Below are 26,303 nucleotides of genomic sequence, written 5' to 3' on the forward strand. Positions count from 1 at the left end.
CGTTCTTCCTTTCCAGGCAATTAATCTTGTACCGAACCCACTTCCTCATTTCGGATTGGCCGCTTGGTAATCCAGGTCGTCCAACAGCTTTCCAATCAGTGTGTGATACAGCGCCCCGTATTGGTTGACCCCGGACGGAATGGCTTCCATGCCGACGAATGAAGACGGCCAGCTCGCACTGACGTTCAGTTCCTTGTCATACACTGCTTTACCCAGCCGGACCACGACGAAGCGGGCGCCCAGGCTTGCATGGCCCGTATCGAGCGGCACATCCAGCGTCGAATCCGTCAGAAAGCCGCTTATTTCGCTCGGGGATGCGGCATCATACAGTCCTGCCGCCTGCAGGTCGGTGATCAGCGTCTGCCTCAGGTACTGCGCAAACGAACCCTGAATGGGCGACACGACCACATTCGAGCGGACACTCAGCCCCGTGTCGATTCCTGGAGCGGCGCCCGGATCAAGCCGGAACGACCCGACGGCGACCGGCGCTGTGCCCGACCGGCCGGCCTTCTCGATATTGCCGAAACTGGCGGCTGGTTCGCCCAGCGGCAACTGGGCGCAGCCAGTCAGCGCGGCGAACGCCAGCCCTGCCAGTGCGGACAAACACCGCCGTCCAGGATCGGACCGTGCGCCTGCGACGATCATTTGAATCCGGGATCGCGGGACAACGCATCAAGCGCGGTGCTCACGATCTGACGCGTCATGGTTTTGACAGCCATCTCCAGGCTATCCATCCGGGTTCCATTGGCAGGCGCATCTTTCGCCCCCATCACGGTATGGATGGCATGGCGCGCGGTACTGCTGATGGCCGGGGCTTGCGGCTGTGCGAGGTACTTCATGGTGCAGACATAGCCGTCGGAAACCTGCGAGCCCGCCAATCCGAACGTCAGCCCCGTCACAAATCCCTTGCCGAACGCATCGTCGGTCAGGGGAACATTGTTCAGCACGATGCTGAGCAGAGCCCCGCCTTCGACCGGTGTTGTCTTCAATTCCGAAAACAGGCCGCTACTCTTGATTTGCTCAAGGACCTGCGGCGCCAGATATTGGGTAGCCCGGGCATTCGTCACCCCTTTGGTCTGGAATTCGAAAACGACCTGGACGGGATGGGGCGAAGCGGGCTTTTGGTAGGCGTCTACGGGAATCTCTTTCGTGGCGGTGTCCACATAGAAACTGGCGCACCCTGTCAACGCCAGCAACCCCAGCAGGAGGATCGCGCGCGTCAAATTCAGAAGGGTTTGAAACGGGGGAAGGAACCTGCTCATGAACGACTCCTGATCGCGATAAGGGTTGGGGGGAACGAATCAGTCAGGGTTATTGTCTTGGGGGAGTGCGGGACAATGCGTTCCGGTTCTGCTGGTTTCGTGCGATCCGGTAGGCATCGACGATCCCGATCACCCAGCAGCCGGCCAGCACCAGCGAAGCCGCCGTAACGACGAGACTGTCCGGGCCATTCGACGTCTGTGTGACCAGGTTCGACAGCTGGCCGACATCGACCGCCCCGACTTCTGATGCCACCTGATCGAGAACGATCGACGCCTGCTGCATCGCCCGGTCCATGAAGATCCAGAGGCACGCAAGGCTGATCGCGATCAAGGCGATGCCGCGCGGATAGTGTTTCAGATAGAGATGGCCGGCGCCGGGTAATACGAGTGCGGACAGCAAGACGGCGGTCGTCGACCGGCTCATCGTGCTGCGCTCCCACACGGCTGATCACGCACCCAGTCCGGGCCGTCATTTACCGCGTTATCAGGACGCCTTCTTGCCGAATGCGTCATCGACGTGGCGTATGCTTAGCTGTCCGTTTCGTCCAGGCGGCCGCGACACGGCCAGTTCGATTCGATAACGTTCCGATGAACATGAACCCCTCCTCCATTATTTTTTATTCGGGAAATAGTATTGGAAGCGCGGCCATTCCGCCATTGTTTATTCGAGGCCGGCAGGCCCCATAAAAAAGCGTGGGCGATTGCCGCCCACGCTTGCCTACCGCCTGCCTGACGACTCAGGACTGGAAGCGGTGATGCTCGCGTGTCCGCATGGGATCGGGCATCGCCTCGGCATCGAACACCTTTTGCTGCTCGGGGTTCAACTGGGCATAGAACACCTTGATGGCCTGGTTGCGCTCCAGCATCCGGGAGCGGCGCGCGTCCGACATGGCCATCATCTTGTCCAGGCGTTGCGGCGTGCTCAGCTTTTCAAACTCGTCCCGCATGGCCTGACGATCGGCACTTGCATGACGCATTCCAGGCTGGGCGGCACGAGTGAAGGTGCCCCATGCGGCTTCCTGATCAGGACTCAGCTTGAGTTTTTCCTTCAACTCAGACAGGTGCTCGGCTCGCCGTGCTTCCCACTTGGCGTGGGTCTTTTGGCCCTGCCGGGCATCACAGCCGTCCCTGCCGGCAGGCCCACTCGCCGTCATGGCGAAAGACGATGCCGCTAGAATGCCGCTGCCGGCGATCAAACCCACCATCAATGCACGTTTGGTAAAAGAACCCGGGATCAGTTTCATTGCGATCTCCTTCAGAAAGATTGTCAAGAAGCCGGCCCGAAGCAGGTCGGCATGAAACGCATTCTGGGGCGGCGATGTATCCCCGGAATGTCGGAGACCCGTGAATATGTAACGAGTTGTAACCGAATGTAACCAAGGCCTGCTCGGCTGCTTGAAGTTCAATCGGCATGCGCTAGGTTTCAAGCTCGAAACCCGCATACCCGGATGCGCATTCTTGTCAGCAGGCTGGGTGGCGGGCACCGCATTCACGATGCTGATCAGGAGAAACACATGCACAGGAAGTTCTCTATCGCGCTGCTTGCCGCGCTCCTACTCTCCGGATGCGTCGTAGCTCCCTCGCACCCGGGGCCTGAATGGGTCGTGGCACCCGCACTGCCGCTGGTGGTCGAGTTGGGCGTCGAGCCCTACTACTACCACAATGGTTTTTTCTATTACTACCACGATCAACGGTGGAGCTATGCGCATGAACGAACGGGACCCTGGAGAGAGCTGCCGCGGGACCGTTATCCCCGGGAGATCCGATACAGAGGCCGCGATGGCGGAGGCGAGCGGGACCGCGATCATGACGACCGCAGGCGGGATTAGTGTCGCCTGCCTGTCCGGCTCACCTCGGGGGACATGCCTGAACGTCAGCGCCTGCGGCGATTCCTGAACATCGCCCACAAGGTCTGCTCACCCAATGGTCGGTCGCTGTGATCGATTTTCAGGCTGGCGCGCAGGTCGCTGCCGAAAGCCGGATCGTAGCGCCAGTGGACCAGGGCCACGATCAGCAGGCTGGCCGCCGCGCCGACGGCCGCCACCGCCATGTCCTTCTGGGCATCCCATACGTCACCCTGCGCACCCAGGAAAGCGAGCCCTGCCGAGGGATCGACCCGTGCGGCCACTAGCCACTCGATGATCTCGTAGGCACCCGAAAAGGCCAGCACCAGTTCGAACGGAAACCAGTATGCCCACAGCCCGCGCACTTTTGCCACGCGCATGAAGACCTCGCGTAGCGGATAAGCCAGCAGCAGGCCGAAGCTGAAGTGAACCAGACGGTCGTACATGTTGCGGCTCGCCCCGATCCACTGCTGAAGCGTATAGCCGAACGGCACTTCGGCATAAGTGTAGTGCGCCCCCACCACATGCATCAGCATGAAGGCGGTGATCAGCGTATAGGAGAGATCGGACAGCCTGAAATAGCGTGCGGTCAGCAGGATGAGCGGCACGAAAACGAATACCAGATAATTCTCCAGCAGCCAGTCGTGCGGATACGTCGGCTCGATGGCAGCCCATCCCCATACGAGCGCGAACAGGCCCAGCAACAGGGCGTGGTAACGCGTCACGTCACAAGCCTCCAGACAAGGCTGCTTGCGACGAACCGTACATTGCGCCACACAGATTTTCGCATCATGAGTAAGAGATATCCGGCTGCGCTGCAGCTTCAGTAGGAACGCCTGGATCCTCCATGAAACCTGCCCAATGTTCAACTGCCGCCCCTTGGTCATACAGGGAACAGGAGATCCTCAGGATTCGACTGTCCATAAAGGACGCGCTGTCCTGTTGTCATGACAAGTTTCCTGACAACTGTGTCACAGGCGTACACTCATGAAACCAAATCGTATTAAGAATCATATAGATAAAAATCGGCACGAAATATGCATGACGGGTACGCAAAACCCTGCCTGTTTACGGCGGATAAACAATCGATCCCATCCATGGAGGACACCTTATGACAAGCATGACCGGCCTATTCCGCATCGTCGCGGCCGTACTCTGCCTGGCGCTCGGCAACGCCAATGCAGCCGGTGACGCCCCGCCTCATCCCTCGCCTGAAGCAGCCAACGATCAGCCAAGCCAACCCAGCACAAAGGAGGATGCCCACAACGCCCCATCTACATCCAAGAAAAGCAGTGCAACCCACGAAGAACCGGAATGCGACTAGATCGACCCCTTGCATATTCCGCATCACTTTAGGAGACAACATGAAGCTTCGCTCGTTAATCGCCACCTCTACCCTTTTCGCCGCGCTTGCGGTGCCCATAGCCGCCAGCGCACTGGACGTGAACATTGCCGCCGACCTGGCCTCAGTCGAGGTCATGCATGGCGACCAGAAAGTCACGATCGTGCGCAATCAGGATCAAAACAACACCGTCAATCCCGATTTCGCCAAGACTTCTCGCAAGTGCCCGCCCTTCTGTATTCAACCAGGCGAACTCGCACCGGGAGTCGAGACCATCGGCGAGCTTGAAATCATTCACTACCTGAAAAAAATGAGCGATGGCGACAAATCCATCGTCGTGGTCGATTCACGTACGCCGGACTGGGTGGAAAAGGGCACGATACCGGGCTCGGTCAACATCCCCTGGGACAAGCTCAATATCGGCAAGTCCGACCCCATTACGGTCCAGGAAATCCTGGAAAAGCAACTCGGCGTGAGGAACCAGGATGGTTTCTACATGTTCGACAATGCCAAGACGGTCGTCATGTTCTGTAATGGCCCCTGGTGCGGGCAATCTCCCACCAACATCAAGGGCCTGCTGAAAATCGGCTATCCCGCACACAAGATCAAGTGGTACCGCGGCGGCATGCAGGACTGGGAAGTACTGGGTCTGGCCACAGTCAAACCGGTGAAATAAGGAAGGGCAGATCGACAAAACGGGGCGTCAAGCCCCGTTTTTCATTTGAAGTCCTCAGGCCGGGCAAGCGGGCCGGGATGTCACCGTTCGAACACCAGGCTTTCCGAATGCGCTCCCAGATCCGTCAGTGCGGCGTTGATCGCATCCATGAAGGGTGGTGGACCGCAAACGTAGAAACGCTGCGTGAAATCGCTGACCATTTCTTCCAGGAACGCACGATCGACGCGCCGGCTTTCATACCCCGGCGCCGCGGCACCGGTACAGGTCAGGATGCAGCGCTCACCCAGAACATGGCGCAGTTCCCTTTCGCAGATCACGTCGCGCGGGGTCTTGTTGGAAAAGATCAGGGTCTGCCTGTCCAACTCCCCCTTGCCTGCCAGATCGCGCAGGATGGCGAGAAAAGGCGTGATGCCTGCACCGCCGGCGATGAACACGCCGGGGCCCTCGTAGCGGATCGTGCCGAACGGCTCAGACATCAGTAGTTCGGCTCCTGGCTCCAGCTGGTGGAGCGCCTGGGTCACGCCCGCGTGGTCGGGATAGGCCTTGATGGTGAACTCGAGCACCCGGTCGCCGGCCAGCCCGGTGGGAGTGAACGGCCGGCCCTGCTCCCGCAGTTCGAGCCGGTTGACCGCCAGCTCCACCCCCTGGCCGGGAACGATGGAGAAACCTTCCGGCTTGCTGACGATGAAATGCTTCACGTCGTGGGTGACGAACTGGCTCATCAGCAGCGTGACGGTATGGTTCATTGTCCTGTTTCTCCTCTGACCTGCCTGCCTTGCGCCAGGTAGGCGTCAAAATTGATCGGCCATCCAGCCGTCCAGCAGGGTGCAGGCCTCCTGCTTGGGGACCTGGGAATCCATCCCCTGCAGGGGCGTGTAGCACAGGTACGGATTGCCGTCGCGATCCGTCAGGTTGCGCAGCGGCATGTCGCCCACGATCTCGAAGCCGCGGGTGTCCATCATGATGAACTGGTAGTCATCCCCTACGCTGACCTCCAACCTGCCACCGTTGCCCTCCCCGTATTTCTCCCACCAAGTTTCCGGATCGGCACCATCGTAAAAAGGCAGCGTCTCGCCCGCCCTGCTGCTCCGATGCCACGACATGATGGTCGGATCCTTCATCTGGTTGTCTTTCGCCGCCTTTTTCGCGAGCAGGCTGGCGGCCTGGAAGCCCTGGTCCGGGCCTTGATAGTCGATGTGTATGTTTCTCATGGTGAACGTCTCCTGAGTTGGGGGAACTTCGGTGGGGGCAGTGCGGGATCAGCGTGCGGCCTGTATTCATTTGTAGGCCAATACCCGACAAAAACAATCAGGAATTTCGCGTGCGGATCTGCCGTCCGCCAGCCGCCCCATTCGGACCGTACCGGCTTGCCGCTTCATTGACGGCCCGGAGCGATTGGTCGATGATGGTTTTGGTCGACCTGCCTGTCCGAAATGCCGACACGATCCCATAAAAAAGGAGAATGCCATGCCGCAAACCAAGTTCCTGCTCGATGAATCGGAGATTCCGACCCACTGGTACAACATCGTCGCCGACATGCCCAACCGGCCGGCACCCCCGCTAGGTCCGGACGGCAAGCCGATCGGACCCGAGGCGCTGACGGCGATCTTCCCGATGAGCCTGATCGAGCAGGAAATGTCTGCGGAACGCTGGATCCCGATCCCGGAGAAAGTGCGCGAAATCTACCAGCTGTGGCGCCCCTCGCCGCTGTTCCGCGCCCATCGCCTGGAAGCGGCACTCGGCACCCCGGCGAAGATCTACTACAAGTACGAAGGCGTTTCGCCGGCCGGCTCGCACAAGGTCAACACTTCGGTGGCCCAGGCCTACTACAACGCCGAAGCCGGCATCAAGCGCATCGCCACCGAAACCGGTGCCGGGCAATGGGGCTGTTCGATGGCGCTGGCCGGCCAGATGTTCGGGCTGGAGGTACGTGTCTACATGGTCAAGGTGAGCTATGGGCAGAAGCCCTATCGCCGCTCCATGATGCAAACCTGGGGCGCGGAAGTATTCGCCAGCCCCAGCATGGAAACCCATTCCGGCCGCGCCGCGCTGGCGGAAGATCCCGACAACCCGGGCTCACTCGGCCTGGCGATTTCCGAGGCGGTGGAAGACGCCGCCTCGCGTGCCGACACCAACTACGCCCTCGGCTCGGTACTGAATCATGTCCTGCTGCACCAGACCGTGATCGGACTGGAAGCGAAGAAACAGTTCGAGAAGGCCGGCGACTATCCCGACATGATCTTCGCTCCCTGCGGCGGCGGCTCCAACTTCGGCGGCGCGGCCTTCCCTTTCTTCGCCGACAAGGCTGCCGGCAAGAACGTGCGTCTGGTCGCGGTCGAACCCGCCTCCTGCCCCACCCTGACGCGCGGCCACTATGCCTACGACTTCGGCGATACTGCCAAGCTCACGCCGATGATGCTGATGTACACCCTCGGCCACGACTTCATGCCGCCCGGCATCCACGCCGGCGGCCTGCGCTATCACGGCGACTCCGCGCTGGTATCGCAGCTCTATCACGAGAAGCTGCTCGAGGCGGTAGCCGTGCACCAGCTCGCCACCTTCAAGGCCGGCGTCACCTTCGCTCGTGCCGAGGGCATCGTTCCGGCGCCCGAGTCCAACCATGCCATTGCCGCCTGTATCGACGAGGCCCTGCGCTGCAAGGCAAGCGGCGAGCCGAAGACCTTGTTCTTCAACCTGTCCGGCCACGGCCACTTCGACATGGCCGCCTACGACAGCTACTTCAGCGGCAAGCTCGAAGACTTCGCCTATCCGGAAGAAGCGATCCGGGCCGCGCTCGAGCGCCTGCCGAAAGTGGGTTGATCGCCCGGTGACGTCCTGTGCAGTTCGGACGTCGCCCGGTCAGTTGCCGGCAGCTATCGTTCCCACAAACAGGCAGATAGAATCCTCCCGCCTTTACTGGAAAGGCATTCATAGGGAGGAGTTATTTTGAATAAGATCAATCTAGTCGTTTTAATGTCTGCAACGATGCTGGGCTCGGGCTGCGCTTCGATTGTTTCCGGCCAGAATCAGAGCGTCTCGGTGGAAACGCGCAGCAAGCAGGGCGAAGCTGTCATGAGTGCGAACTGTAAACTCTCCAACAACAAGGGTACCTGGTTTGTCACAAGCCCAGGCTCGGTGACCGTCAGGCGCAGCTACGAAGATCTCCTGATCAACTGTGAGAAGGCAAACCAGGAGCCGGGGTTGGCCAGCGTGAAATCGTCAACCAAGGCCATGGCGTTCGGCAACATCATTTTTGGCGGGGTGATTGGTGCAGGCGTCGACGTGGCAAGCGGCGCTGCGTATGACTACCCAACCATGATTACTGTTCTGATGGGCGAAAAAGTCACCATTGATGCGCCACCTGCGGACAAACCCGAGGGAACGCAACAGCCACAGGCCACAACCGGAGCCGTTCCAGCCGTCGCAGCCAGCGCCGCTCCCACGACCGAAGCCCATCCCTGAGGTCATGCATTTGGGCAGGGTTCACGCGGACCCTGTCCGGTCAAACATTGCGCTATCCGCAGCCCCCGAGCAGCGACATCAATTCTGCGGCATCCTGCGCCGCCCTGCTTTCGCTATTGTTGTTTGGCCCGGCTCCCATTATTGTTCAGGTATGAAACCCAACTATCAGTACGAAAAACGGCAACGCGAGCTGGAAAAGAAGAAGAAGAAAGCCGAGAAGGAGCTCAAGAAAACCACGGTACCCGAGACGCCTCCGGTGCCGGAGACCGTCGTTCCACAGGACAAGACAAAGGATTGACGCCTCGGTGTTGGGGCGTGAATCCGTGAATGCCCTGTTCGGCATCCGCATGCCGGCATCTGCGGGAACCTGATCCGTTACGTGTCGTGCTCGCGCTGGCTCGCCTGCCACTGGGCAAAGCGGGCACGGATTTCCGGCATTGTCTTGGCTTCATCGAGTAGTTGATGAATTGCCGACAGCCCGCAGTGGGCATCGATCAGCGTCTGCAGCATATCCAATAGTTCCGATTCCACGATATCGCTTCGTTCGACATGTGGTGGCGCCTTCCTGGCCGTCATCATGACGCACCTCCTGAGTGACCCGACAATCAGGGAGGTGCGATTACCATGCCAGGAAACTGGTAAGTTTCAACCACCAGCGAACGCGCGCACCGGACGGCGCGAACAGCCTGTCCCGGGTTCAGGGCGCCGGATTGGGGAACTGGAGGTGGATGCGTTCGATATCCGCCAGGATGTCAGGGCCCAGCCTGGTCTGGCGCGCCGCCAGATTCTCCTGCAACTGCGCCATCGTGGTGGCGCCGACGATCGTACTGCCGACGCACCAGCGGTTATAGACGAAACCCAGCGCCAGTTGGGTGGGTGTCAGGCCATGCCGCCGGGCGAGTGCTGCATACGCGGCCACGGCCGGCGCCGTGTTGGGCTTGCCGTAGCGGCTGGCGAATCCGGTAAACAGATTCACCCGCCCTGGCGTTTTCGGGTCATCCAGGTATTTGCCGGACAGCACGCCGAAGCCGAGTGGCGAGTAAGCCAGCAAGCTGATGCGTTCGCGGAAACCGATCTCGGACAGGCCGTTTTCCCAGGTCCGGTTCAGCAGACTGTAGGCGTTCTGGACCGAAACCGGGCGGGGCAGTCCCAGCGCGTCGGCTAGCCGCAGCACCGTCATCAGCCCCCACGGTGTCTCGTTGGACAGCCCCCAGTGACGAATCCTGCCTGCCCGGATGAAATCTACCACCGCGGCCAGGGTTTCCTGCAGTGGAACGGTCTCGCGCTCCTGGGCCGGGTCGAAGTGATAGTGGCCGAACATGGGCACATTGCGATCGGGCCAATGCAGTTGATAAAGATCGACATAGTCCGTCTGCAGCCGCTGCAGCGATCCGTCGAGCGCCTGCTGCAGGTTCGGCCGGTTGAAATCGAGCCGGCCTTCCCGGATCCAGTCCAATGCCCGGCCTGGGCCGGTTGCCTTGGTCGCCAGGACGATGCGGTCGCGCGCCTGGCGCTTCAGCCAGGTGCCCACATGACGTTCGGTCAGTCCCGCCGTCTCCGCCCGTGCGGGCACCGGGTACATCTCGGCGGTATCGATGAAGTTGATGCCCTGACCCAGGGCATAGTCCAGTTGGGCATGCGCGTCGGCCTCGCTGTTCTGCTGCCCGAAAGTCATGGTGCCCAGGCAGACAGAAGGGACGGGCAGGTCGCTGTTGCCGAGAAGGATTGCATTCATCTGGAAGGATGGGCCTCAAGTTCTGTGGGGATGCGCCGCTACCTCGTCTTGCGAAGCGCACGAAGATGCAGCGATGCGTCTCCGGTCCCCTTCACGGTGACCGGTTCGGACGACACTGCACTCAGGCTCCCGGTGATGTCGACGAACTGAATGCTCTGCTGAGAACGATATAAACACAAGTCTTGCGAGGAGACTGGATGGGCATGGAAACCTTTCTGGCGCGGCAACCTATTGTGGATGCCCAACATCGCCTGTTCGCCTACGAACTTCTGTTCAGGCAATCGATGGCCTCCGTCTCGGCCCAGATCAGCAGCCAGTTGCAGGCCGGCGTCGGCGTTATCAGCAATACCCTCTGCCTCGGTCCCGACTGGCTGCTGCAAGGCAAGCTCGCCTTCATCAATCTGGACGAAGCCACCCTGATGAGCGATTTTGTCTGCCTGCTGCCGCCCCAGCATGTAGTCTACGAAATTCTCGAGACCGTCCCTGTCTCGTCGGTGCTGATCGCCCGCATCCGGGAGCTCCGGCAACTTGGCTACCGCTTCGCCCTGGATGATTTCGTCTGTCTGGAGGAATACCGCCCGCTACTGCCGATGGTCGACTTCGTGAAGCTCGACGTGCTCGAACAGCATCCCGAAAAAACCGTGGAAATCCTCGCGCACATACAACGCGACTTCAAAGGCCAGTTCATCGCCGAGAAGGTCGAGACCCGCGAGATGTTCGAACTCTGCCGCAACAGCGGCATCCAGTATTTCCAGGGCTATTATTTCGCCCGCCCGGAGAATCTGGCCAACAAATCCATCCAGCCGGGCCAGCTGGCCGTGCTCGATCTGATGAACAAGGTCAGCAACTGCGAAGACCTGAGCGACATCGAAGAGCCGCTGCGCCGCAATGCCGCGCTGACCCTGCGTCTGCTGCGCTATGCCAATTCCGCTGCCGCGGGCCTCCAGCAGCAGGTCCACACAGTGCGCCAGGCCCTGACCCTGATCGGGCTGAAGACGCTGTATCGCTGGCTCGCGCTGCTGCTGGTCACCGCAAAACCAACGCCTACCAATGCCCTGGCGGCGCGGACAGCCGTGACGCGCGGCCGCATCTGTGAACTGCTCGGCCAGTCCCGGCTCGACCGACAGGCCCAAGACGAGTTGTTCATCACCGGGCTGTTCTCCCTGGCCGAACCGTTGATGGAAGTCCCGCTTGCCCAGCTGCTCGAACGACTCCCCATGCCCGCCTCCGTCGTCCAGGCCCTGGTCCACCAGACGGGACCTTATGCGCCCTTCCTGAAACTCGCCGAAGCGTCGGAACGCGGCGATTTCGAGCGCATCGCCCGCTACGCCAGCGCTATCGATTCCAGTCCGGAAGAAGTCAATCTTGCCCAACTGCAGTCGCTCGCCTGGACCGAAGAACTGGCCAGCGAAGCCAGCCCTGCGACGGACGAATCTGCTTGCGACTGACCGCCTGCGATCCCGCCCGCCATGAAAAATGCGTGCCCTGGACCCGAAACGCGATCAGGCAGGCTGACGATCCGTCACCGGCAAGTGGCCTGTCTTGACGAAGATCGTACACCCCGTGCGGCTGAAGGGTTGGTGGCGGCTCATATGCGGACTGCGGATCCAGGTACCTGTCGGGTAGCGGCCGTATTCGTCCTCGAACACGCCGGACAGGACCAGGATCTCCTCGCCCCCAAAATGCGCATGCTGCTGGAAATACGTCTCGGGTTGCCAGCGGACCAGCGCGGCGTGCTCATGCTGGCACTGATGCAGCGGCATGACGCTCAGGCCGGACACCAGGCCGGGGAACCAGGGCGTCTTCGCCGTATCGATCCGCACGACGGCAACATCCTCCGGTTCGAACGGATAGCGCTTGATGAACAAGACGCAGCCCTGATCGGTACCCAACGTGCGCGGCGCGCCTGGCGGATAGCGCAGGTAGGCGCCCGCCGAATACCCGGCCCGCCCCTCCGCCAACGTTCCTTCCAGGACCAGGATTTCCTCGCCCAGTCCCTGCCCGGGCGGCTCGAGCACACATCCCGGCGCGCACCGTACCACGCTAGTTGCCTGGGCGTCCCCCGTGTCGACGCGCTCGAGCAGCTTGCAGCCGCCTCGCGTGTCATCCGTCGCCAGCCACGCCATCGCTTCCGTATCCAGCATGACGCGTGCGTTCAAATCGGCATTCATCACCATGTACCCTCTTCCTGGCTTGCCGTCCTTGAGAAAACGTATTGTCCTACCCCATACGCGCACGATAAAGCGCTTTCTGGACGACAGGCATTAGGAAAAACCCCGATGGACATCGTGCGCCAAGGGGTATTCGGGTCGAGCGCGCCACCTTGGCTCCGCGAGAAGTCGTATCGACCTGGTATTCTGCATTTCATTTTTTGAGCGGGATACCGATACCAATCGGATATCGTCAATTTCTACCGCCCTCCTCAGGTAGCTGCCGCATGACAGAGACCCCGCCGCCCGGCTTTTTACGGCGCTGGCCCTTGATGGGCGTGGCGCCCGACGACTCGGAAGACCTCCGCCTGAAGAAAGCGGTGATGACGATCACGTCCATCAGCATCGCCTTCCTGGCCATCTTCTGGGGCGGTTTCTACATATACAACGGCTATCCATTCTCCGGCGCCATTCCGCTCGCGTATTCCGTCGTTTCCTTCAGCAGCACCCTGTATTTCTTCAAGACCCGGCACTTCGCCTTCTTCTGCTTCAGCCAGCAGTTGCTCATCCTACTGCTACCGTATCTCCTGATGTGGAGCCTGGGCGGCTTTGCCAACGGCAGTGTGGTGATGATCTGGGCCATCTTTGCGCCGCTGGCGGCCTTGTTCTTTATCGACCTGAAGGCGGCAACACGCTGGATGCTGGCCTTTCTCGCCCTGCTCGTCCTCTCCGCGCTCTTCGACCAGACCTTTGCCGCCCATGCACGTCCGATGCCGGCCGGACTCAATACCTTCTACTTTCTCCTGAACCTCGGCTGCGGCTTCATCCTGATTGCGATCATGCTGTATTACTTCGTCAAGGATCGCGAATCCGCCTACGCGAAGCTGCAGCAAAGCGAGACGCACATCCGCGAACTGATGCTCACCGACCCCCTCACCGATGTGGCAAATCGACGGCATCTGGACAGCAGGATGGTCATGGAATTGAATCGCCAGATGCGCTATGGCCCGCCCTTGTCCGTCATCCTGACCGACATCGACTGCTTCAAGCGCGTAAACGACACCTACGGACATGCAGTGGGCGACACCGTACTCAAGACATTTTCCGACCATCTCAGGGACAGTCTCCGCGTCAGCGATTTCGTCGCACGTTATGGCGGGGAAGAATTCGTGCTGCTACTGCCCAACACAACGATCGAAGACGCGACCGCCCTGGCAGAGCGGATACGCGAAACAACCAAGCATCTCCAGTTTGCGCAGCCCGAACTGTGCATGACGGCCAGCTTTGGCGTGACGGCTGCGCGGCCCGGAGAGACCATGACAGAAGTCTTGTCGCGTGCCGACGAAGCGATGTACCACTCCAAATCCCATGGCAGGGATCGGGTCAGCGTGCTGATTGAATGACCCGGCTGCCGGGTCTCGTCAAGTCGCCGAACGGCCGGCTCAACGTATCGCGAGATCTTGCACCCACACCAGCTCGCAGGCGCCGTTGCCCGAGTCGCTGCGTGTCATCGAACTGTTCCAGTGCCAGCCGTCCGGCGCCTGCACGCGCACGAGATAACCGCTCAGCGCGACGATCTGGCCCGCGCGCACCGTGCCCAGGCGCCGCTTGATGTCATCGTTGGCGGGGATCATGTGCATGTTCGCGCTATGCTCGACGATATCCACCGGCGGAATCGGCGGCGCGCCCGACCAGCGGTAGAAATAGAAACGATTGCCCTGGCTGATCTGCAGGCGATCCAGCACGGCGCTATCCGACATCAATCCCCAGCCCAGTGCGAAATCGACGGGAGACAGATCGGCTTCGCGGCCCACATGATAGGTCTCCGTCGCGAGCACGCGGGCCTGCAGCGAAAACGCCGCAGCCGGCATGATCCGGTAGCCCGCCACCGAGAACGCCGGCAGCCCCGGCCGGTCGGTCTGCACCGGGTCGTCCGGTGCAAGGATGCCCGCAGCACGGTCGACGGGCCGCGCGGAAAAATGATTCCACGCACCGACAGCGATGACAACGATGAGTAGAGCTGGAACAAGTCGCATGGGCCGGGCAGAAGGGATGAACGCCTCCCTGTATCGGACAGAACCGTCGCGCGATTGAGTTGTCCACTGACTACCCTGTGCTGCACTACACTGTTTATATGAAGCCTGTACGAAGGAGAATGTCCATGAATCCCATGATTGCGACAAGGCGGAACCTCGTTCCCACCCTGATGCTGACGGCCCTGGCCGCCTTTTTCCTCGCCGCCCCCATGGCGCACGCAGCCAGCGCGTCAGAAATCGATCACGAAGTCGACGCGACGCTGAAGGCCTTCCAGAAAATCGAAGGAGCCAAGGCCTATCTCGGCATTGCCAAAGGCGCGCTGGTATTTCCCAAGGTCTACAAGGCAGGCATCGGAGTCGGCGGCGAATACGGCGAAGGCGCGCTGCGGGTAGACGGCAAGTCCGTCGCCTACTACAGCACCGCCGCCGCCTCCATCGGCTTTCAGCTGGGCGCGCAAGCCAAGAGCATCGTCATCCTCTTCACCAACGAATCCGCCCTCGACAAATTCCGCGCAAGCGAGGGCTGGAAAGTAGGCGTGGACGGCTCCGTCGCCCTGGTGGATCTCGGCGTCGGCAAAGCGGTCGACACCAACAACATCAAGGACCCGATCGTCGGCTTCATCTTTGGCCAGAAAGGGCTGATGTACAACCTGACGCTGGAAGGCTCGAAGTTCACCAAGCTGGACAAAAAGTAATCACGGCCCGTCACGGACGGGACGGGGATCGCCAGGAGCTCTGGCGCTGCGACGGACTCAATGCGTGGAGTCCGCGATAGCGTAAACTCACTCGCCCAGCCAAGTACTGAATAGATCCTCAGTCATTCTGGCCCAAGAATCCGGACGGACTGAGGAAGTCGATCCCGCCTGCACCGATATCCACAAGGCTTTCCGGAAATCCGGGGCAGCTCAGTCCGCCCCTTTGATTTCCATGGATCGTCGCACCGTGCTTCACGAACCCGGAACAGTGTCTCAAACTGGAAACGCCATGAGTTGGCCGAACAATGACTAACGCACAATGGTTCATATTCGTTGGGTGCCTATTGCTTTTCATGGGCGTGACTTTTACCGTCCTCAAACGCCTGCCGGTCACATCGGCCATTATCTATCTGGCGGTGGGACTGCTGGTAGGACCAACGTTCCTCGATCTGTTTCACTTCAATCCACTCAAGGAATCGGCACTGCTGGAAGTACTGACCGAAGTCGCGGTGCTGATTTCCCTGTTTTCCGCTGGCGTCAAAATGCCGGTGCCGTTCAGTTTTGCGCGCTGGCGTGCGCCCGTGTTGCTGGCGACGGTATCGATGGTGTTGAGCGTCGGGATGGTCGCCGCCTTCGCCTATTACCTGCTCGGTCTGCCGTTGGGTGCGGGGGTCCTGCTGGGCGCGATTCTGGCGCCAACCGATCCAGTGCTGGCGACCGACATCCAGAGTCGTCATCCCGGTGACCGCGACCAATTGCGCTTCACCTTGACCTCTGAAGCAGGCATGAACGACGGCACTGCCTTTCCGTTTGTAATGCTGGGAATGGGGTTGTTGGGCCTGCACGAGATCGGTGATTTCGGCCTGCGATGGGCCGCGGTCGACGTGCTGTGGGCGACGGTGGGCGGAATTGCGATTGGCGTGGCTGCGGGGGCCGCATTGGCACATCTGGGATGGAAGCTGCGCGGCGAACCGCACAAGCACGAACTGTTGGATGACTTTCTCGGGCTTGGCTTGATCGGGTTGGTGTACGGTTTAACCGTGCAGGTTCATGCCTGGGGATTCCTGGCGGTATTTTTCGCCGCGGTGGCACTGCGCCAGACCGAGTTGAGGCTCGCCAACCGCCACTCCCCGGGCTTACGCTCTGCCCAGGCAGTCGAGCGTGCAGATTCGGCCAATCCCGACCCCGCGGTTTCGCCTACCGTCAGCCAAGGGGCTTTGATATTCAAGGAACATCTGGAGCGGTTGTCTGAACTCATGCTGGTCCTGCTACTGGGCGGAACGCTTTACCCCGATTCGTGGAGCTGGCAGGCGGTTGCCTTGGCGCTGTTCCTGTTCATGGTGGCGCGGCCACTCAGCGTCTTCATCGGCCTGCTCGGCACCCGTGCATCATGGCGCATGCACGGCATGGCGGGCTGGTTCGGAGTACGCGGCATCGGTTCGCTTTACTACCTGATGTACGCCATCCAGCACGGTTTACCTGAACCCCTGGCGCTGGAGCTGATGCAACTGACGCTGATCGTGGTTACGTTGTCCATATTGATGCACGGCACGAGCGTCAAGCCGCTGATGGGCCGTTTCTGGCGGCGCGACAAGCATCGACCGCTACCGCCCTGAACGGGGCGGGCCGGCAGCGGCTGGAAACTCTCGCCCAGCCTCGACATCACGCAAAGAAAAGCAAGATTCTCCTCTAGACGTTCGACTACCTGCCGGGGGCAGGTACGGCACTTGTGCGGCAAGTCCCCGCTCGGAATGGACCTGCACCTTGGTACCGGTGGGGTTCCGGCAAATACGTCCAATGGCCATATTGATATTTATCGGGCGCTTCGCCGGCGCATCCCTCCCTCGCGTCACAATGATCCGATGATATTCGGCATAATGCGCAACCTGTACGTTTCACCCATCGGCCTCGCGACATAGAGGCTGGCTCATTCAGTCAATCGAACCATGCTCCCTTCCATCGAACATCGACTTGCCGCCGAGATCTCGGCCAAATCTGCGCAAGTGGCTGCGGCCATTGCCCTGCTGGACGAAGGGGCGACGGTGCCCTTCATCGCGCGCTATCGCAAGGAGGCGACCGGGGGGCTTGACGACGCGCAACTGCGCCTGCTGGAAGATCGGCTGCGCTATCTGCGCGAACTGGAAGCGCGCCGCGCGGCTATCGTCGAATCGATCTCCGAGCAGGGCAAGATGACGCCGGAATTATTGAAGGCGATCTCGCTGGCCCCCGACAAGACGCAACTGGAAGACCTCTATCTGCCCTACAAGCCGAAGCGGCGCACCAAGGTGCAGATCGCGCAGGAAGCCGGGCTGGAGCCGCTGGCCGACACCCTGCTGGCGAACCCGATGCTGAATCCCGAAGAGGAGGCGGCGCAATACCTGCGCGAGTCCTTCGCCACCGAACAAGGCGACAACCCGGGCGTGCCCGACGTCAAGGCCGCGCTCGACGGCGCGCGGCAGATCCTGATGGAGCGTTTTTCCGAGGACGCGGGCCTGCTGCAATGGTTGCGCGACTATGTGCAGGAACATGGCGTCGTCGAATCCAGGGTACGCGAAGGCAAGGACGCAGCGGCGGAGAAATACGCCGACTACTTCGACTATTCCGAATCGCTCGGCACCATCCCCTCGCATCGCGCGCTGGCGCTGTTCCGCGGGCGGCGCGAGGAGATGCTCGACGTGCGGCTGCGCCTCGACAGCGAAGAAGAACGACCGGGCTGGAGCGCGCCGCACAACCCCTGCGAAGCGCGCATCGCCAGCTGCTTCGGCATCCAGGACCTGAACCGTCCCGCCGACCGCTGGCTGATGGACACAGTGCGCTTCACCTGGCGCGTCAAGAGCTTCATGCACCTGGAACTGGAACTGATGGGCGCACTACGCACCCGCGCCGAAACCGAAGCGATCCAGGTGTTCGCACGCAATCTCAAGGACCTGCTGCTCGCCGCCCCCGCCGGGCCGCGCGCCACCATGGGGCTCGACCCCGGCGTGCGCACCGGCGTGAAAGTGGCTGTGGTCGACGAGACCGGCAAGGTGGTCGACACCGCCGTGATCTATCCGCACCAGCCGAGGAACGACTGGGATGGCTCGCTGCATACGCTGGCCAGGCTCGCCGAGAAACACCGCGTCGCGCTGATCGCCATCGGCAACGGCACGGCCTCGCGCGAAACCGACAAGCTGGCACGCGACCTGATCAAGCTGCGCCCTGAACTTAAATTGACCAGCATCGTCGTCTCCGAGGCCGGCGCGTCGGTCTATTCGGCGTCCGAATTCGCCTCGCGCGAACTGCCCGACATGGACGTCTCGCTGCGCGGCGCGGTGTCCATCGCACGGCGGTTGCAGGACCCGCTGGCCGAACTGGTGAAGATCGATCCGAAGTCTATCGGCGTCGGCCAGTACCAGCACGACGTCAGCCAGTTCGAACTGGCGCGCTCGCTCGACACTGTGGTGGAGGATTGCGTCAATGCCGTGGGCGTGGACGTCAACACCGCCTCCGCGCCCTTGCTTGCGCGCGTCTCCGGCCTCGGCAACAGCGTCGCGCAGGCCATCGTCGCCCACCGCGACGCCACCGGGAAATTCGCCCGCCGCGCGCAGCTGCGCGACGTGCCGCGCCTGGGCGAGAAGACCTTCGAACAGGCAGCCGGTTTTTTGCGCATCGTGGGCGGGGACGACCCGCTCGACGCCTCCGCCGTCCATCCGGAATCGTATCCGCTGGTGCAGCGCATCCTCGCCGACATCCAGCAGGACCTCAAGGCCGTGATCGGCAATGGCAACCTCCTGAAATCGCTCAATCCGTCGAAATACACGGATGAGCAATTCGGCCTCCCCACCATCAGCGACATCCTCAAGGAACTCGAGAAACCCGGCCGCGACCCGCGCCCCGAATTCACCACCGCAAGCTTCAAGGACGGCGTGGAAACGCTGGCCGACCTCAAGCCCGACATGATCCTGGAAGGCGTCGTCACCAACGTCGCCGCGTTCGGCGCCTTCGTCGACATCGGCGTGCATCAGGATGGCCTGGTCCACATCTCCGCCCTGTCCAACAGCTTCGTCAAGGACCCGCACAGCGTGGTCAAGGCCGGGCAGATCGTGAAGGTGAAGGTGCTGGAAGTCGACGAGAAGCGCAAGCGCATCGCGCTGACGATGCGGCTGAGCGAGGCAGCGGAGAAGCCGGCCGTCAGAACGGACGCCTCACGCAAGCCGCACGATGCACGCAGCCCCAACAAGGCATCGGGAAGCAAACCGAAGCGCGCGCCGTCACCCGCAATGGGGGGCGCCATGGCAGCGGCGTTTCAGAAGCTGAAGGCGTGATGCGATAGGCTCCGTGCCCGATGAACGATCAAAGCGAGATCACCTGGACATCCGTCGTGCCCGACAAGGCCGCGTATAGCTGGGGAAAACACCCCACATGCGCGCCTTCGACCAGGCCTTTCGGTTTGACTTCGCCACTCCCGCATTGCTCGAACGCCCCTTCGGCCAATCCACGGCGTACCGCACACTGATCGCAGGCCATCAGCAGAATCCCCTGCGCCTTGGCCACTTTCGCCAGCCTTTCGCCAAAGGGATCGCCGCTGCGCAATGTATAAATATTGTCGTCAAAAAACATCATCCCGACCACCTGCGCGCCATGATTGCCCGCTTCGAGCTGGGGCAGGATCATCGTGTTCAGTTTGAACGTGGATGCCATATTGGTCGTAAAAACGTAAGCAACTTTCATGTCGTCTCCTGAGATACAAGAAAAATCGGGCTTATATGATTCACCGGGGCCGGTCTTGTCCGACACGGTGCGAAGCAGGATGACAGGGTATTCCCCCTGTTTTTTTCATGGTGCTTATTTCACGCAACTCGACGAGGGACAGACCGGCCCGGCCTGATTTGTCCTGTACTTCACCTGTGCAGCGCATCGAGCAGGCAGTGCCTTCCCTTGAGCAGGCCGCGAACCGGCTCGCGGCTGCCCGAGTCGGAGATGCAAGGATCCCAGCCTGTCGCGGCATCAGGCGGCCCTCGTCACTCGAGGTCGACCAGATGCCTAATTTCGAAAGTCTTCCCCCAGTGCGCCTGGAGATATTCGGCGGCAAGCCGTCTGTGGCAGTGATGCGGAAAATGCTCGCTGCACAACAAGCATCCCTGGTCGACGATAGCTGGGTCGACCAGCCTTTCTGCATTTTTTCTGGCAAGGCCGTTCGTGTATTCGGCCGCGTATGCCTCCCACGTGAGTTCCTTTTGCTGGTAGCGCTTCAGAATATTCTTTTCTGGCGCCAGGTCTTTCGACTCGACGTAATCGATGTTGCAGATCGCCTCCAGGAAATACCGGAGGTCTTCCCGTTTCGAGAATCCCGCGAGCTGCGAGATATTATTCACGCGGGTGTCGATGACCGTCCTTACGCCGGCCCGCTTCAACAGACCAAAAAACGTTGCCGCCGGCTTTCTTGTAAATCCAATCGTGTAGACAGTACCCATTTAAGCGTAAGCCCTGGTTAAATTGTTGTCACCCCGGAACGTATACATCCCGTTCTCTTGCATCCGGTATCCTACTCGTCCATCCTCGCTTGTGTGTTCGCGGCGACATTTCCCGCCGCGGCGGAAATGAATCGTGTCCGACGCCATGTGTCTTGCTGATCCCATGTGTTGCTTTCCAACATGAAGCCTTATCTGCCTCCTGTTGATGCCCTGCTTGTCCGCACGGTCTGCGTTTGCTGAATGCCATGCACGTGCCCACCGTCAACGCCTTGCCCCTGCTCTACAGTTATCGCCGCTGCCCCTATGCGATGCGGGCTCGAATGGCCCTGCTTCAGGCCGGGCGGGATTTCCAGGCCCTAGAAGTCGATCTGCGCGACAAGCCCGCCGCGCTGCTGGCCCTGTCGCCCAAAGGCACGGTGCCGGTGCTGCACTTGCCCGATGGACGAGTGCTGGAGGAGAGCTGGGACATCATGGCATGGGCGCTGGCGCCGGACGATCCCGATGGCTGGTGGCGCCTGGCCCAATCACCCGAGAACCTCGACCTACTGCACCGCAACGACGGCGATTTCAAGCATTATCTGGATCGCTACAAGTATCCCGATCGCTATCCGGAGGACGAACGATCCCGCGACGCGCTGCGGGCGCATGCCGTGGCGGCCTTGCTCGTTCCGCTGGAGGCCCGGCTCCACAGTCAGCCCTATCTGGGCGGCGCCACGCCATGCGCTACCGACCTGGCGATATTTCCATTCGTGCGTCAGTTCGCGGGCGTGGATCCGCGCTGGTTTGCCGAACAGGACCTGCCTTCCCTTCAAGCGTGGCTGGCTGCATGGCTGGGCAGCCGCCTGTTCGAGGCCTGCATGGCCAGGCTGTCGTCCCAGTCTGCCGTACGCTTTCCCGCGTTGCAGGCTTGAACGCTGCGCTGGATCGAACACCTGTGCCGGGAACCTCGCCGAAGCAGCGTACGCATTGCGAGCGGACAGGTCATGTCGAGACCGACTCGACACGCGGAAAACCGGGCGATAGTGGCCGGTCCCATGTATTCGAGCACAAGCGATATTCAAAACCGGTCCCGTCAATGTGAGGTGGACAGGAATCTTTTCAGTACGCAGGATGTCACTGATACGGGCGTCGCGAGGCCGCGACGCCCGATTCGACTCCATGCCTGTTCAAACCTGAAAAGTGTTCACCGCACGGTCGGTAGCGCTTGCGGGATACGCGCATTTACAGGTCTGGATCCGGACATGATGCACGTTCACACGCTCCAATACTGCCCGAGTCGGGTATCACACTGTTTGCGAAAGGAGTACAGGATGTTTGTAGCAATGAACCGATTCAAGATTGCACCGGGAAAAGAGGCGGAATTCATCGAGATATGGCGCAACCGCGAGACTCATCTCGATCAGGTGCCGGGGTTCAAGACCTTCAATCTGCTGAAGGGGGCCGGCAATGACGAATTCTCGCTCTTCGCATCGCATTCGATCTGGGAGTCGAGGGCCGCTTTCGAAGACTGGATCAAATCCGAGGCCTTCCGCCAGGCCCATGCCAACGCGGGCGCTTCCAAGGGCATTTACCTGGGGCCGCCGCAATTCGAGGGGTTCGACGCCGTGTTGTAAAGCGGCAGGCGATCCTAGCCCTCTAACGGCCTGATTCCTGCAGCGCCCGCGCCCGCAGCTGGCCGCACCCGCCCTCCACATCCTGCCCCGCGGAGTGGCGCAGCTTGGTGAGCACACCGCGTTGGTGCAGGCTGCGCGCCATCTCCGCCGCCCGCGCCCAGCTCGGGCGGCGGAAGTCGAATCCCTCGACACCCTCGACGCTGTTGTAGGGAATCAGGTTCATCACCGCGTACCTGCCGGCCAGCAGTCGTACGATCCCGTCCAGCTCGGCCTCGCTGTCGTTGATGCCTTCGAGCAGCGTCCACTGGTACTGGATCGGATAGCCGGTGCGGCGAGCATAGGTCTCGCCCAATTCGACCAGTTCGTCTGGCGTGATGTCCGGCGCCCTGGGCAGTAGACGCCGGCGCAGCGCGTGATCGGTGGTGTGCAGCGAGAGCGCCAGGGCAGGCTTCACTACGGACTGCGGCAGGCGCTCGAACACGCGCCGATCGCCGACTGTGGAGAAGACCAGGTTCTTGTGGCCGATGCCGCCTTCCACGCCGAGCAGCTCGATGGCCTCCAGCACGTTGTCCAGATTGTGGGCCGGCTCGCCCATGCCCATGAACACGACCTTCTTCACCGGGCGCCGGCTGCGCGCCAGCACCACCTGGGCGACGATTTCCGCGCTGGTAAGCTGGCGCAGCAGGCCGGAGCGACCGGTCATGCAGAACACGCAGCCCACGGCACAACCGACTTGCGTGGACACGCACACGCCGTCGCGCGGCAGCAGCACCGTCTCCACCGTCTGGCCATCGGCCAGCGCCACCAGCAGGCGCGCCGAGCCATCGTTGCCGGCGTGCTCGGAATGCACGCGCGCGAGTGCGTTCAACTCACCGAACAAATCCGGAAGCGCGTTACGCATCGCCAGCGGCAGGAAGTCCTCGGCGCGCCGATGCCTGTTGTCGAGCGAGCGCACCTGCACCCACGCGCGCAGCACGCGGCCCTCATGGCACGGCGCGGCGCCGAGGTCGCGGAGACGTTGTCGGAGTTGAGGGAGTCGCATGGCGGGGCGGATGGTAGCACGGGGGCTTCGCCGAGTCGGGGCAGGTTACGACATCTTCGCGCGGATCCGCAGTGGCGCGTCAGGTATCGTGTTTCTGCGCCATTTCCCGCAGCAAGTGTTCGATCTCGTCCGCCCGCGCGGGCTTGCTGAAGTGATGGCCCTGGATTTCGTCGCAGTGATGTGACAGCAGGAATTCGCGCTGCGCGTCGGTTTCCACACCCTCGGCGATTGCCTTGCGCTTCATGCTGTGCGTCAGCGAAATAATGGCGGACGAGATCGCCGCGTCCTCCGGATCGGTGGTGATACGCTGCACGAAGGACTGATGGATCTTGATCTTCTCTATCGGAAAGCGTTTGAGGTAGCTCAGCGAAGAATAGCCGGTCCCAAAGTCGTCGATGGAGAAGAGCACGCCGAGCTCATTCAGCCGTTCCATCACGTCGATGCTCGCTTCGACGTTGAACATTGCCAGGCCCTCGGTGATTTCGAGCTCCAGATGGTCGGCCGGCAATCCGCTTTCCTGCAACACGGCGCAGATTCGATCCACCAGGTCCTTTTGCCGGAATTGCCGCGGCGACAAGTTGACCGCGACCGGCGCCGAGCTCAGGCCCTTGTCCATCCACGCTCGGGCCTGCATGCACGCGGTGCGCAGCACCCATTCGCCGAGCGGCACGATCAGGCCGGTTTCCTCGGCGAGCGGAATGAAGTCGGCCGGCATCAGCAATCCGCGGCGCGGATGCTGCCAGCGCACCAGCGCTTCCATGCCGGTGATCCTGCCGGTGCGCAAGTGGACCTGCGGCTGGTAATAGACCAACAGTTCGCCCGTGTCGATCGCGTGGCGCAAATCGGTCTCGAGTTCGAGCCGCTCGACCGCCCGCGTGGTCAGCTCCTCGGTATAGAACTGGTAGGTGTCCCGCCCCTGGTCCTTGGCCCGATACAGCGCGCTGTCGGCGTTCTTGAACAGCGTCACGACGTCCTCGCCATCCCTGGGATACACGCTGATGCCGATGCTGCAGGTGACGAAGACCTCATGGCCGAACAGCACGGCCTTCTCGGACAGCGCACCGAGAATTTTCCGGGCGACGCCGCTCGCCGCGGCGGAGTCGTCCAGATCCTCCAGCAGGATCGTGAACTCGTCGCCGCCGAGTCGACTGATCGTATCCTCGTCGCGCACGCATTTCCTGAGCCGGTCGGCGACCTGCTGCAACAGCAGGTCGCCCGCGGGATGGCCCAGCGTGTCGTTGATGAACTTGAAGCGGTCGAGGTCCAGAAACAGCACCGCCATCTGCTTATCGTTCCTGCGCGCCCGCGCCAGCGCATGGTCCGCGCGTGCGTTGAGCAACAGCCGGTTGGGCAGGCCAGTCAACGGATCGTGGTGGGCCAGCCGGTCCAGTCGCGCCTGGGATTCCTTGAGCACGGAGATGTCGGAAAACACGCTGACATGGTTCGTCACACGGTCATCGTCGTCGCGGACGACGCTGACGCTGAGCCACGCCGGATACTCCTCGCCGTTCTTGCGCCGGTCCCGGGTTTCACCTTGCCAGTGGCCGCTTTCCCTGACCGCCTCGCCGATATGTCGATAGAACGCGTCGTCGTCGCACGGCGCGCGCAGCATCGCCGGGGTACGGCCGACGATGTCGTCCGCACTGTAGCCGGTGATCTCGACGAACGCGCGATTGACCGCCACCACGCGGTGGGACGCGTCCGCGATGATCACGCCCTCCTTCGTGTTTTCGAAGACCGTCGCCGCCTGCCGCAGCGCCTCGTTCGAGCGCGTCAGCCGCGTCGCGTAGCCATCGATTTCGCGCTCGACCCGACGCGCCACCCACACCATCAGCCCGCTGAGCAGCAACAGCGCGGCACCGACGATGGCGACCTGCCCGCGCACGCGGTCCCAGAAAATGCGGTCGACGTCGTCGACGTAAATACCCAAGCCGACGACCCATCCCCAGGGCAGGAAGCCCTTCACGTAGGAGAGTTTCGGGACCGGGCGCGTGAACCCTGGTTTGGGCCACAGGTACTCGACAGTGCCCTCGCCCCGCTTGCGTACGGTCTCGGCGAATTCGACGAACAGCCGCTTGCCGTTCGGATCGGTGTAGCCCGACAGGTCGCGGCCCTCCAGCTCCGGCATCACCGGATGCATCACCATGTGCGACTGCAGATCGTTGATCCAGAAATATTCGTTGCCGTCATAACGCATCGCCCGTATCGCCTCGATCGCCGCGCGCTGCGCCTGCGCCTCGGTCAGCGTGCCTGCCTGCTGCAAACTATGAAAGTGCTGCAAGACGCCGTACGCCGACGTGACCAGATGACGCGTCGCCGTGACGCGGTCCTCCATCAGGCTGGACCGCTCATGCAGCAACGCCAGCGTGGCAATCGACACCATTGCCACGAACGCCAGTGCCACGATGAGGAACAGCCACGGCCGCAGATTGAAATTCGACGCAGGTTCACGCTTCATGGCTGGCCCAGGTCAATCGCCGCCTGGGCGATCATTCGGTCCCGGGGCCAGCGTGAGCTCGTAGATCCTCGCCTGCAATGGCTCTTTCAGCGCTTCGATTGCGTTGTATTTGGCCAAAAGCGCATCAGCCTGCCGAGACAAAGCCTCCCTGCGCTGGATCGCATTTCTCTGCGCCGCGACCACCGCGTCGTAGTTCGCGATCTGCCCGTCGAGCGGCGAGAGCGCCGGCATGCCATAAAGCGGCTGGGCGCTGCCGCGGCGTACTTCCTGCACCATCTGGAAGTGCTGATAGACTGCCCGTTGCTGCTGGTTGAGCATATTCAAGGCGCTGGAGAGCCTTTCCAGTTCAGTTCCGTCGTCGGCTGCGGCGGCGAAACTCAGCGGCAGCAGCAATGCATAGATGAGGCGGCGCATGGCTCCTCCCGTGGGCGAAACGAATGCCCCAGTATAGATAAGGCGCAGAAATCCGGCACGCGGATCGTTTTTCAGCTGAACGAAGGTTGGGAGGTTGTCGCATGGACCTCCCGCGCTATAG

The 26,303-nt window shown here is 61.5% G+C and carries 27 protein-coding genes; 11 read left to right on the forward strand and 16 right to left on the reverse strand.

Translation table 11 applies throughout. From position 1 onward, the window contains the following. Positions 1 to 45: 45 nt before the first annotated feature. From B058_RS0100880 to B058_RS0100905, 5 genes are all read right to left on the reverse strand, one after another. Positions 46 to 603, reverse strand: a complete 558-nt coding sequence (locus tag B058_RS0100880) for a hypothetical protein (RefSeq protein ID WP_157265453.1) — start codon at positions 601 to 603, stop codon at positions 46 to 48. A 38-nt stretch (positions 604 to 641) separates the two neighbouring features. Further along, positions 642 to 1,262: a hypothetical protein gene (locus B058_RS0100885; RefSeq protein WP_018506576.1), complete on the reverse strand. Its 621-nt coding sequence runs from the start codon at positions 1,260 to 1,262 to the stop codon at positions 642 to 644. 49 nt (positions 1,263 to 1,311) lie between these two features. Further along, the gene (locus B058_RS17175) at positions 1,312 to 1,686 is read right to left on the reverse strand and encodes a DUF6677 family protein (protein WP_018506577.1); all 375 of its coding nucleotides are present in this window, start codon (positions 1,684 to 1,686) and stop codon (positions 1,312 to 1,314) included. 313 nt (positions 1,687 to 1,999) lie between these two features. Then, entirely contained in the window at positions 2,000 to 2,506 is a 507-nt protein-coding gene (locus B058_RS17180; RefSeq protein ID WP_018506578.1) for a Spy/CpxP family protein refolding chaperone, read from the reverse strand. 629 nt (positions 2,507 to 3,135) lie between these two features. Next, the gene (locus tag B058_RS0100905) at positions 3,136 to 3,831 is read right to left on the reverse strand and encodes a DUF2238 domain-containing protein (RefSeq protein WP_018506580.1); all 696 of its coding nucleotides are present in this window, start codon (positions 3,829 to 3,831) and stop codon (positions 3,136 to 3,138) included. Between the two features lie 639 nt (positions 3,832 to 4,470). On the opposite strand from B058_RS0100905, the gene B058_RS0100915 reads away from it, so the two are divergent. Continuing rightward, a complete protein-coding gene (locus B058_RS0100915) occupies positions 4,471 to 5,124 on the forward strand; it encodes a rhodanese-like domain-containing protein (RefSeq protein ID WP_018506582.1) in 654 nt (217 codons plus the stop codon). A gap of 80 nt (positions 5,125 to 5,204) precedes the next feature. Here the strand turns inward: B058_RS0100915 and B058_RS0100920 are convergent, their stop codons facing one another. Together B058_RS0100920 and B058_RS0100925 are read right to left on the reverse strand one after the other, a co-directional pair. Further along, a complete protein-coding gene (locus B058_RS0100920) occupies positions 5,205 to 5,870 on the reverse strand; it encodes an FAD-binding oxidoreductase (RefSeq protein WP_018506583.1) in 666 nt (221 codons plus the stop codon). 45 nt (positions 5,871 to 5,915) lie between these two features. Then, entirely contained in the window at positions 5,916 to 6,335 is a 420-nt protein-coding gene (locus tag B058_RS0100925) for an AF1514 family protein (protein ID WP_018506584.1), read from the reverse strand. 256 nt (positions 6,336 to 6,591) lie between these two features. Here B058_RS0100925 and B058_RS0100930 point away from each other — a divergent pair, with 256 nt between their 5' ends. The 3 genes from B058_RS0100930 to B058_RS17975 all read left to right on the forward strand — a co-directional run bounded on the left by B058_RS0100930 (position 6,592) and on the right by B058_RS17975 (position 8,884). Next, complete coding sequence (locus B058_RS0100930; RefSeq protein ID WP_018506585.1) at positions 6,592 to 7,944, forward strand: TrpB-like pyridoxal phosphate-dependent enzyme; 1,353 nt, start codon at positions 6,592 to 6,594, stop codon at positions 7,942 to 7,944. A 126-nt stretch (positions 7,945 to 8,070) separates the two neighbouring features. Next, on the forward strand, positions 8,071 to 8,586 hold the full coding sequence (locus tag B058_RS16180) for a hypothetical protein (RefSeq protein ID WP_211208595.1): 516 nt from the start codon (positions 8,071 to 8,073) through the stop codon (positions 8,584 to 8,586). Between the two features lie 151 nt (positions 8,587 to 8,737). Next, positions 8,738 to 8,884, forward strand: coding sequence for a hypothetical protein (locus B058_RS17975; protein ID WP_018506587.1), 147 nt, complete (start codon positions 8,738 to 8,740; stop codon positions 8,882 to 8,884). Positions 8,885 to 8,961: 77 nt separating this feature from the next. Here the strand turns inward: B058_RS17975 and B058_RS0100945 are convergent, their stop codons facing one another. Next, complete coding sequence (locus tag B058_RS0100945; protein WP_018506588.1) at positions 8,962 to 9,165, reverse strand: hypothetical protein; 204 nt, start codon at positions 9,163 to 9,165, stop codon at positions 8,962 to 8,964. A 118-nt stretch (positions 9,166 to 9,283) separates the two neighbouring features. After that, positions 9,284 to 10,321, reverse strand: coding sequence for an aldo/keto reductase (locus tag B058_RS0100950; RefSeq protein WP_018506589.1), 1,038 nt, complete (start codon positions 10,319 to 10,321; stop codon positions 9,284 to 9,286). 203 nt (positions 10,322 to 10,524) lie between these two features. Between B058_RS0100950 and B058_RS0100955 the strand changes: the two genes are divergently transcribed. Continuing rightward, a complete protein-coding gene (locus B058_RS0100955) occupies positions 10,525 to 11,769 on the forward strand; it encodes an EAL and HDOD domain-containing protein (RefSeq protein ID WP_245539230.1) in 1,245 nt (414 codons plus the stop codon). 54 nt (positions 11,770 to 11,823) lie between these two features. On the opposite strand, the gene B058_RS0100960 is transcribed toward B058_RS0100955, so the two are convergent. Further along, positions 11,824 to 12,492 carry a cupin domain-containing protein gene (locus B058_RS0100960; protein WP_245539231.1) on the reverse strand — a complete coding sequence of 223 codons (669 nt, stop codon included), beginning with the start codon at positions 12,490 to 12,492 and terminating at the stop codon, positions 11,824 to 11,826. Positions 12,493 to 12,758: 266 nt separating this feature from the next. Here B058_RS0100960 and B058_RS0100965 point away from each other — a divergent pair, with 266 nt between their 5' ends. Further along, positions 12,759 to 13,874 (forward strand): GGDEF domain-containing protein, encoded by a 1,116-nt coding sequence (locus B058_RS0100965; RefSeq protein WP_211208596.1) that lies wholly within the window; start codon positions 12,759 to 12,761, stop codon positions 13,872 to 13,874. A 39-nt stretch (positions 13,875 to 13,913) separates the two neighbouring features. Here the strand turns inward: B058_RS0100965 and B058_RS0100970 are convergent, their stop codons facing one another. Next, a complete protein-coding gene (locus B058_RS0100970) occupies positions 13,914 to 14,507 on the reverse strand; it encodes a hypothetical protein (RefSeq protein ID WP_018506593.1) in 594 nt (197 codons plus the stop codon). Positions 14,508 to 14,632: 125 nt separating this feature from the next. On the opposite strand from B058_RS0100970, the gene B058_RS0100975 reads away from it, so the two are divergent. The 3 genes from B058_RS0100975 to B058_RS0100985 all read left to right on the forward strand — a co-directional run bounded on the left by B058_RS0100975 (position 14,633) and on the right by B058_RS0100985 (position 19,506). Then, positions 14,633 to 15,202 carry a lipid-binding SYLF domain-containing protein gene (locus B058_RS0100975; RefSeq protein WP_018506594.1) on the forward strand — a complete coding sequence of 190 codons (570 nt, stop codon included), beginning with the start codon at positions 14,633 to 14,635 and terminating at the stop codon, positions 15,200 to 15,202. Between the two features lie 353 nt (positions 15,203 to 15,555). Continuing rightward, a complete protein-coding gene (locus tag B058_RS0100980; RefSeq protein ID WP_018506595.1) occupies positions 15,556 to 16,818 on the forward strand; it encodes a cation:proton antiporter in 1,263 nt (420 codons plus the stop codon). Between the two features lie 330 nt (positions 16,819 to 17,148). Continuing rightward, the gene (locus tag B058_RS0100985) at positions 17,149 to 19,506 is read left to right on the forward strand and encodes a Tex family protein (protein WP_018506596.1); all 2,358 of its coding nucleotides are present in this window, start codon (positions 17,149 to 17,151) and stop codon (positions 19,504 to 19,506) included. A 28-nt stretch (positions 19,507 to 19,534) separates the two neighbouring features. On the opposite strand, the gene B058_RS0100990 is transcribed toward B058_RS0100985, so the two are convergent. Together B058_RS0100990 and B058_RS0100995 are read right to left on the reverse strand one after the other, a co-directional pair. Beyond that, a complete protein-coding gene (locus tag B058_RS0100990; RefSeq protein WP_018506597.1) occupies positions 19,535 to 19,912 on the reverse strand; it encodes a SaoD/DsrE family protein in 378 nt (125 codons plus the stop codon). 290 nt (positions 19,913 to 20,202) lie between these two features. Beyond that, positions 20,203 to 20,655 carry a DUF488 domain-containing protein gene (locus B058_RS0100995; protein ID WP_018506598.1) on the reverse strand — a complete coding sequence of 151 codons (453 nt, stop codon included), beginning with the start codon at positions 20,653 to 20,655 and terminating at the stop codon, positions 20,203 to 20,205. 245 nt (positions 20,656 to 20,900) lie between these two features. Here B058_RS0100995 and B058_RS0101000 point away from each other — a divergent pair, with 245 nt between their 5' ends. Together B058_RS0101000 and hmuQ are read left to right on the forward strand one after the other, a co-directional pair. Beyond that, a complete protein-coding gene (locus B058_RS0101000) occupies positions 20,901 to 21,566 on the forward strand; it encodes a glutathione S-transferase (protein WP_026240529.1) in 666 nt (221 codons plus the stop codon). A 411-nt stretch (positions 21,567 to 21,977) separates the two neighbouring features. Continuing rightward, complete coding sequence (gene hmuQ / locus B058_RS0101005) at positions 21,978 to 22,268, forward strand: heme-degrading protein HmuQ (protein ID WP_018506600.1); 291 nt, start codon at positions 21,978 to 21,980, stop codon at positions 22,266 to 22,268. Between the two features lie 22 nt (positions 22,269 to 22,290). On the opposite strand, the gene B058_RS0101010 is transcribed toward hmuQ, so the two are convergent. The 3 genes from B058_RS0101010 to B058_RS0101020 form a co-directional block, all read right to left on the reverse strand. Then, positions 22,291 to 23,310, reverse strand: coding sequence for an RNA methyltransferase (locus tag B058_RS0101010; protein ID WP_040723103.1), 1,020 nt, complete (start codon positions 23,308 to 23,310; stop codon positions 22,291 to 22,293). A 79-nt stretch (positions 23,311 to 23,389) separates the two neighbouring features. Next, a complete protein-coding gene (locus B058_RS18380) occupies positions 23,390 to 25,768 on the reverse strand; it encodes an EAL domain-containing protein (RefSeq protein WP_018506602.1) in 2,379 nt (792 codons plus the stop codon). 12 nt (positions 25,769 to 25,780) lie between these two features. Next, positions 25,781 to 26,182 carry a hypothetical protein gene (locus B058_RS0101020; protein WP_018506603.1) on the reverse strand — a complete coding sequence of 134 codons (402 nt, stop codon included), beginning with the start codon at positions 26,180 to 26,182 and terminating at the stop codon, positions 25,781 to 25,783. Between the last annotated feature and the right edge of the window lie 121 nt (positions 26,183 to 26,303).

Origin of the sequence: Thiobacillus thioparus DSM 505, assembly GCF_000373385.1 — a bacterium.
GTDB lineage: Bacteria > Pseudomonadota > Gammaproteobacteria > Burkholderiales > Thiobacillaceae > Thiobacillus > Thiobacillus thioparus.

Coding starts and splice junctions, on each gene's coding strand:
- B058_RS0100930 (WP_018506585.1), top strand. CDS start 6,592: ATGCCGCAAACCAAGTTCCTGCTCGATGAATCGGAGATTCCGACCCAC.
- hmuQ (WP_018506600.1), top strand. CDS start 21,978: ATGAACCGATTCAAGATTGCACCGGGAAAAGAGGCGGAATTCATCGAG.
- B058_RS0100955 (WP_245539230.1), top strand. CDS start 10,525: ATGGAAACCTTTCTGGCGCGGCAACCTATTGTGGATGCCCAACATCGC.
- B058_RS0100920 (WP_018506583.1), bottom strand. CDS start 5,870: ATGAACCATACCGTCACGCTGCTGATGAGCCAGTTCGTCACCCACGAC.
- B058_RS0101000 (WP_026240529.1), top strand. CDS start 20,901: ATGCACGTGCCCACCGTCAACGCCTTGCCCCTGCTCTACAGTTATCGC.
- B058_RS0100970 (WP_018506593.1), bottom strand. CDS start 14,507: ATGCGACTTGTTCCAGCTCTACTCATCGTTGTCATCGCTGTCGGTGCG.
- B058_RS0100985 (WP_018506596.1), top strand. CDS start 17,149: ATGCTCCCTTCCATCGAACATCGACTTGCCGCCGAGATCTCGGCCAAA.
- B058_RS0100915 (WP_018506582.1), top strand. CDS start 4,471: ATGAAGCTTCGCTCGTTAATCGCCACCTCTACCCTTTTCGCCGCGCTT.
- B058_RS17975 (WP_018506587.1), top strand. CDS start 8,738: ATGAAACCCAACTATCAGTACGAAAAACGGCAACGCGAGCTGGAAAAG.
- B058_RS0101010 (WP_040723103.1), bottom strand. CDS start 23,310: ATGCGACTCCCTCAACTCCGACAACGTCTCCGCGACCTCGGCGCCGCG.
- B058_RS0100885 (WP_018506576.1), bottom strand. CDS start 1,262: ATGAGCAGGTTCCTTCCCCCGTTTCAAACCCTTCTGAATTTGACGCGC.
- B058_RS17180 (WP_018506578.1), bottom strand. CDS start 2,506: ATGAAACTGATCCCGGGTTCTTTTACCAAACGTGCATTGATGGTGGGT.
- B058_RS0100990 (WP_018506597.1), bottom strand. CDS start 19,912: ATGAAAGTTGCTTACGTTTTTACGACCAATATGGCATCCACGTTCAAA.
- B058_RS0100950 (WP_018506589.1), bottom strand. CDS start 10,321: ATGAATGCAATCCTTCTCGGCAACAGCGACCTGCCCGTCCCTTCTGTC.
- B058_RS17175 (WP_018506577.1), bottom strand. CDS start 1,686: ATGAGCCGGTCGACGACCGCCGTCTTGCTGTCCGCACTCGTATTACCC.
- B058_RS0100975 (WP_018506594.1), top strand. CDS start 14,633: ATGAATCCCATGATTGCGACAAGGCGGAACCTCGTTCCCACCCTGATG.
- B058_RS18380 (WP_018506602.1), bottom strand. CDS start 25,768: ATGAAGCGTGAACCTGCGTCGAATTTCAATCTGCGGCCGTGGCTGTTC.
- B058_RS0100945 (WP_018506588.1), bottom strand. CDS start 9,165: ATGATGACGGCCAGGAAGGCGCCACCACATGTCGAACGAAGCGATATC.
- B058_RS0100925 (WP_018506584.1), bottom strand. CDS start 6,335: ATGAGAAACATACACATCGACTATCAAGGCCCGGACCAGGGCTTCCAG.
- B058_RS0100995 (WP_018506598.1), bottom strand. CDS start 20,655: ATGGGTACTGTCTACACGATTGGATTTACAAGAAAGCCGGCGGCAACG.
- B058_RS0100960 (WP_245539231.1), bottom strand. CDS start 12,492: ATGAATGCCGATTTGAACGCACGCGTCATGCTGGATACGGAAGCGATG.
- B058_RS0100965 (WP_211208596.1), top strand. CDS start 12,759: ATGACAGAGACCCCGCCGCCCGGCTTTTTACGGCGCTGGCCCTTGATG.
- B058_RS0100980 (WP_018506595.1), top strand. CDS start 15,556: ATGGGCGTGACTTTTACCGTCCTCAAACGCCTGCCGGTCACATCGGCC.
- B058_RS0101020 (WP_018506603.1), bottom strand. CDS start 26,182: ATGCGCCGCCTCATCTATGCATTGCTGCTGCCGCTGAGTTTCGCCGCC.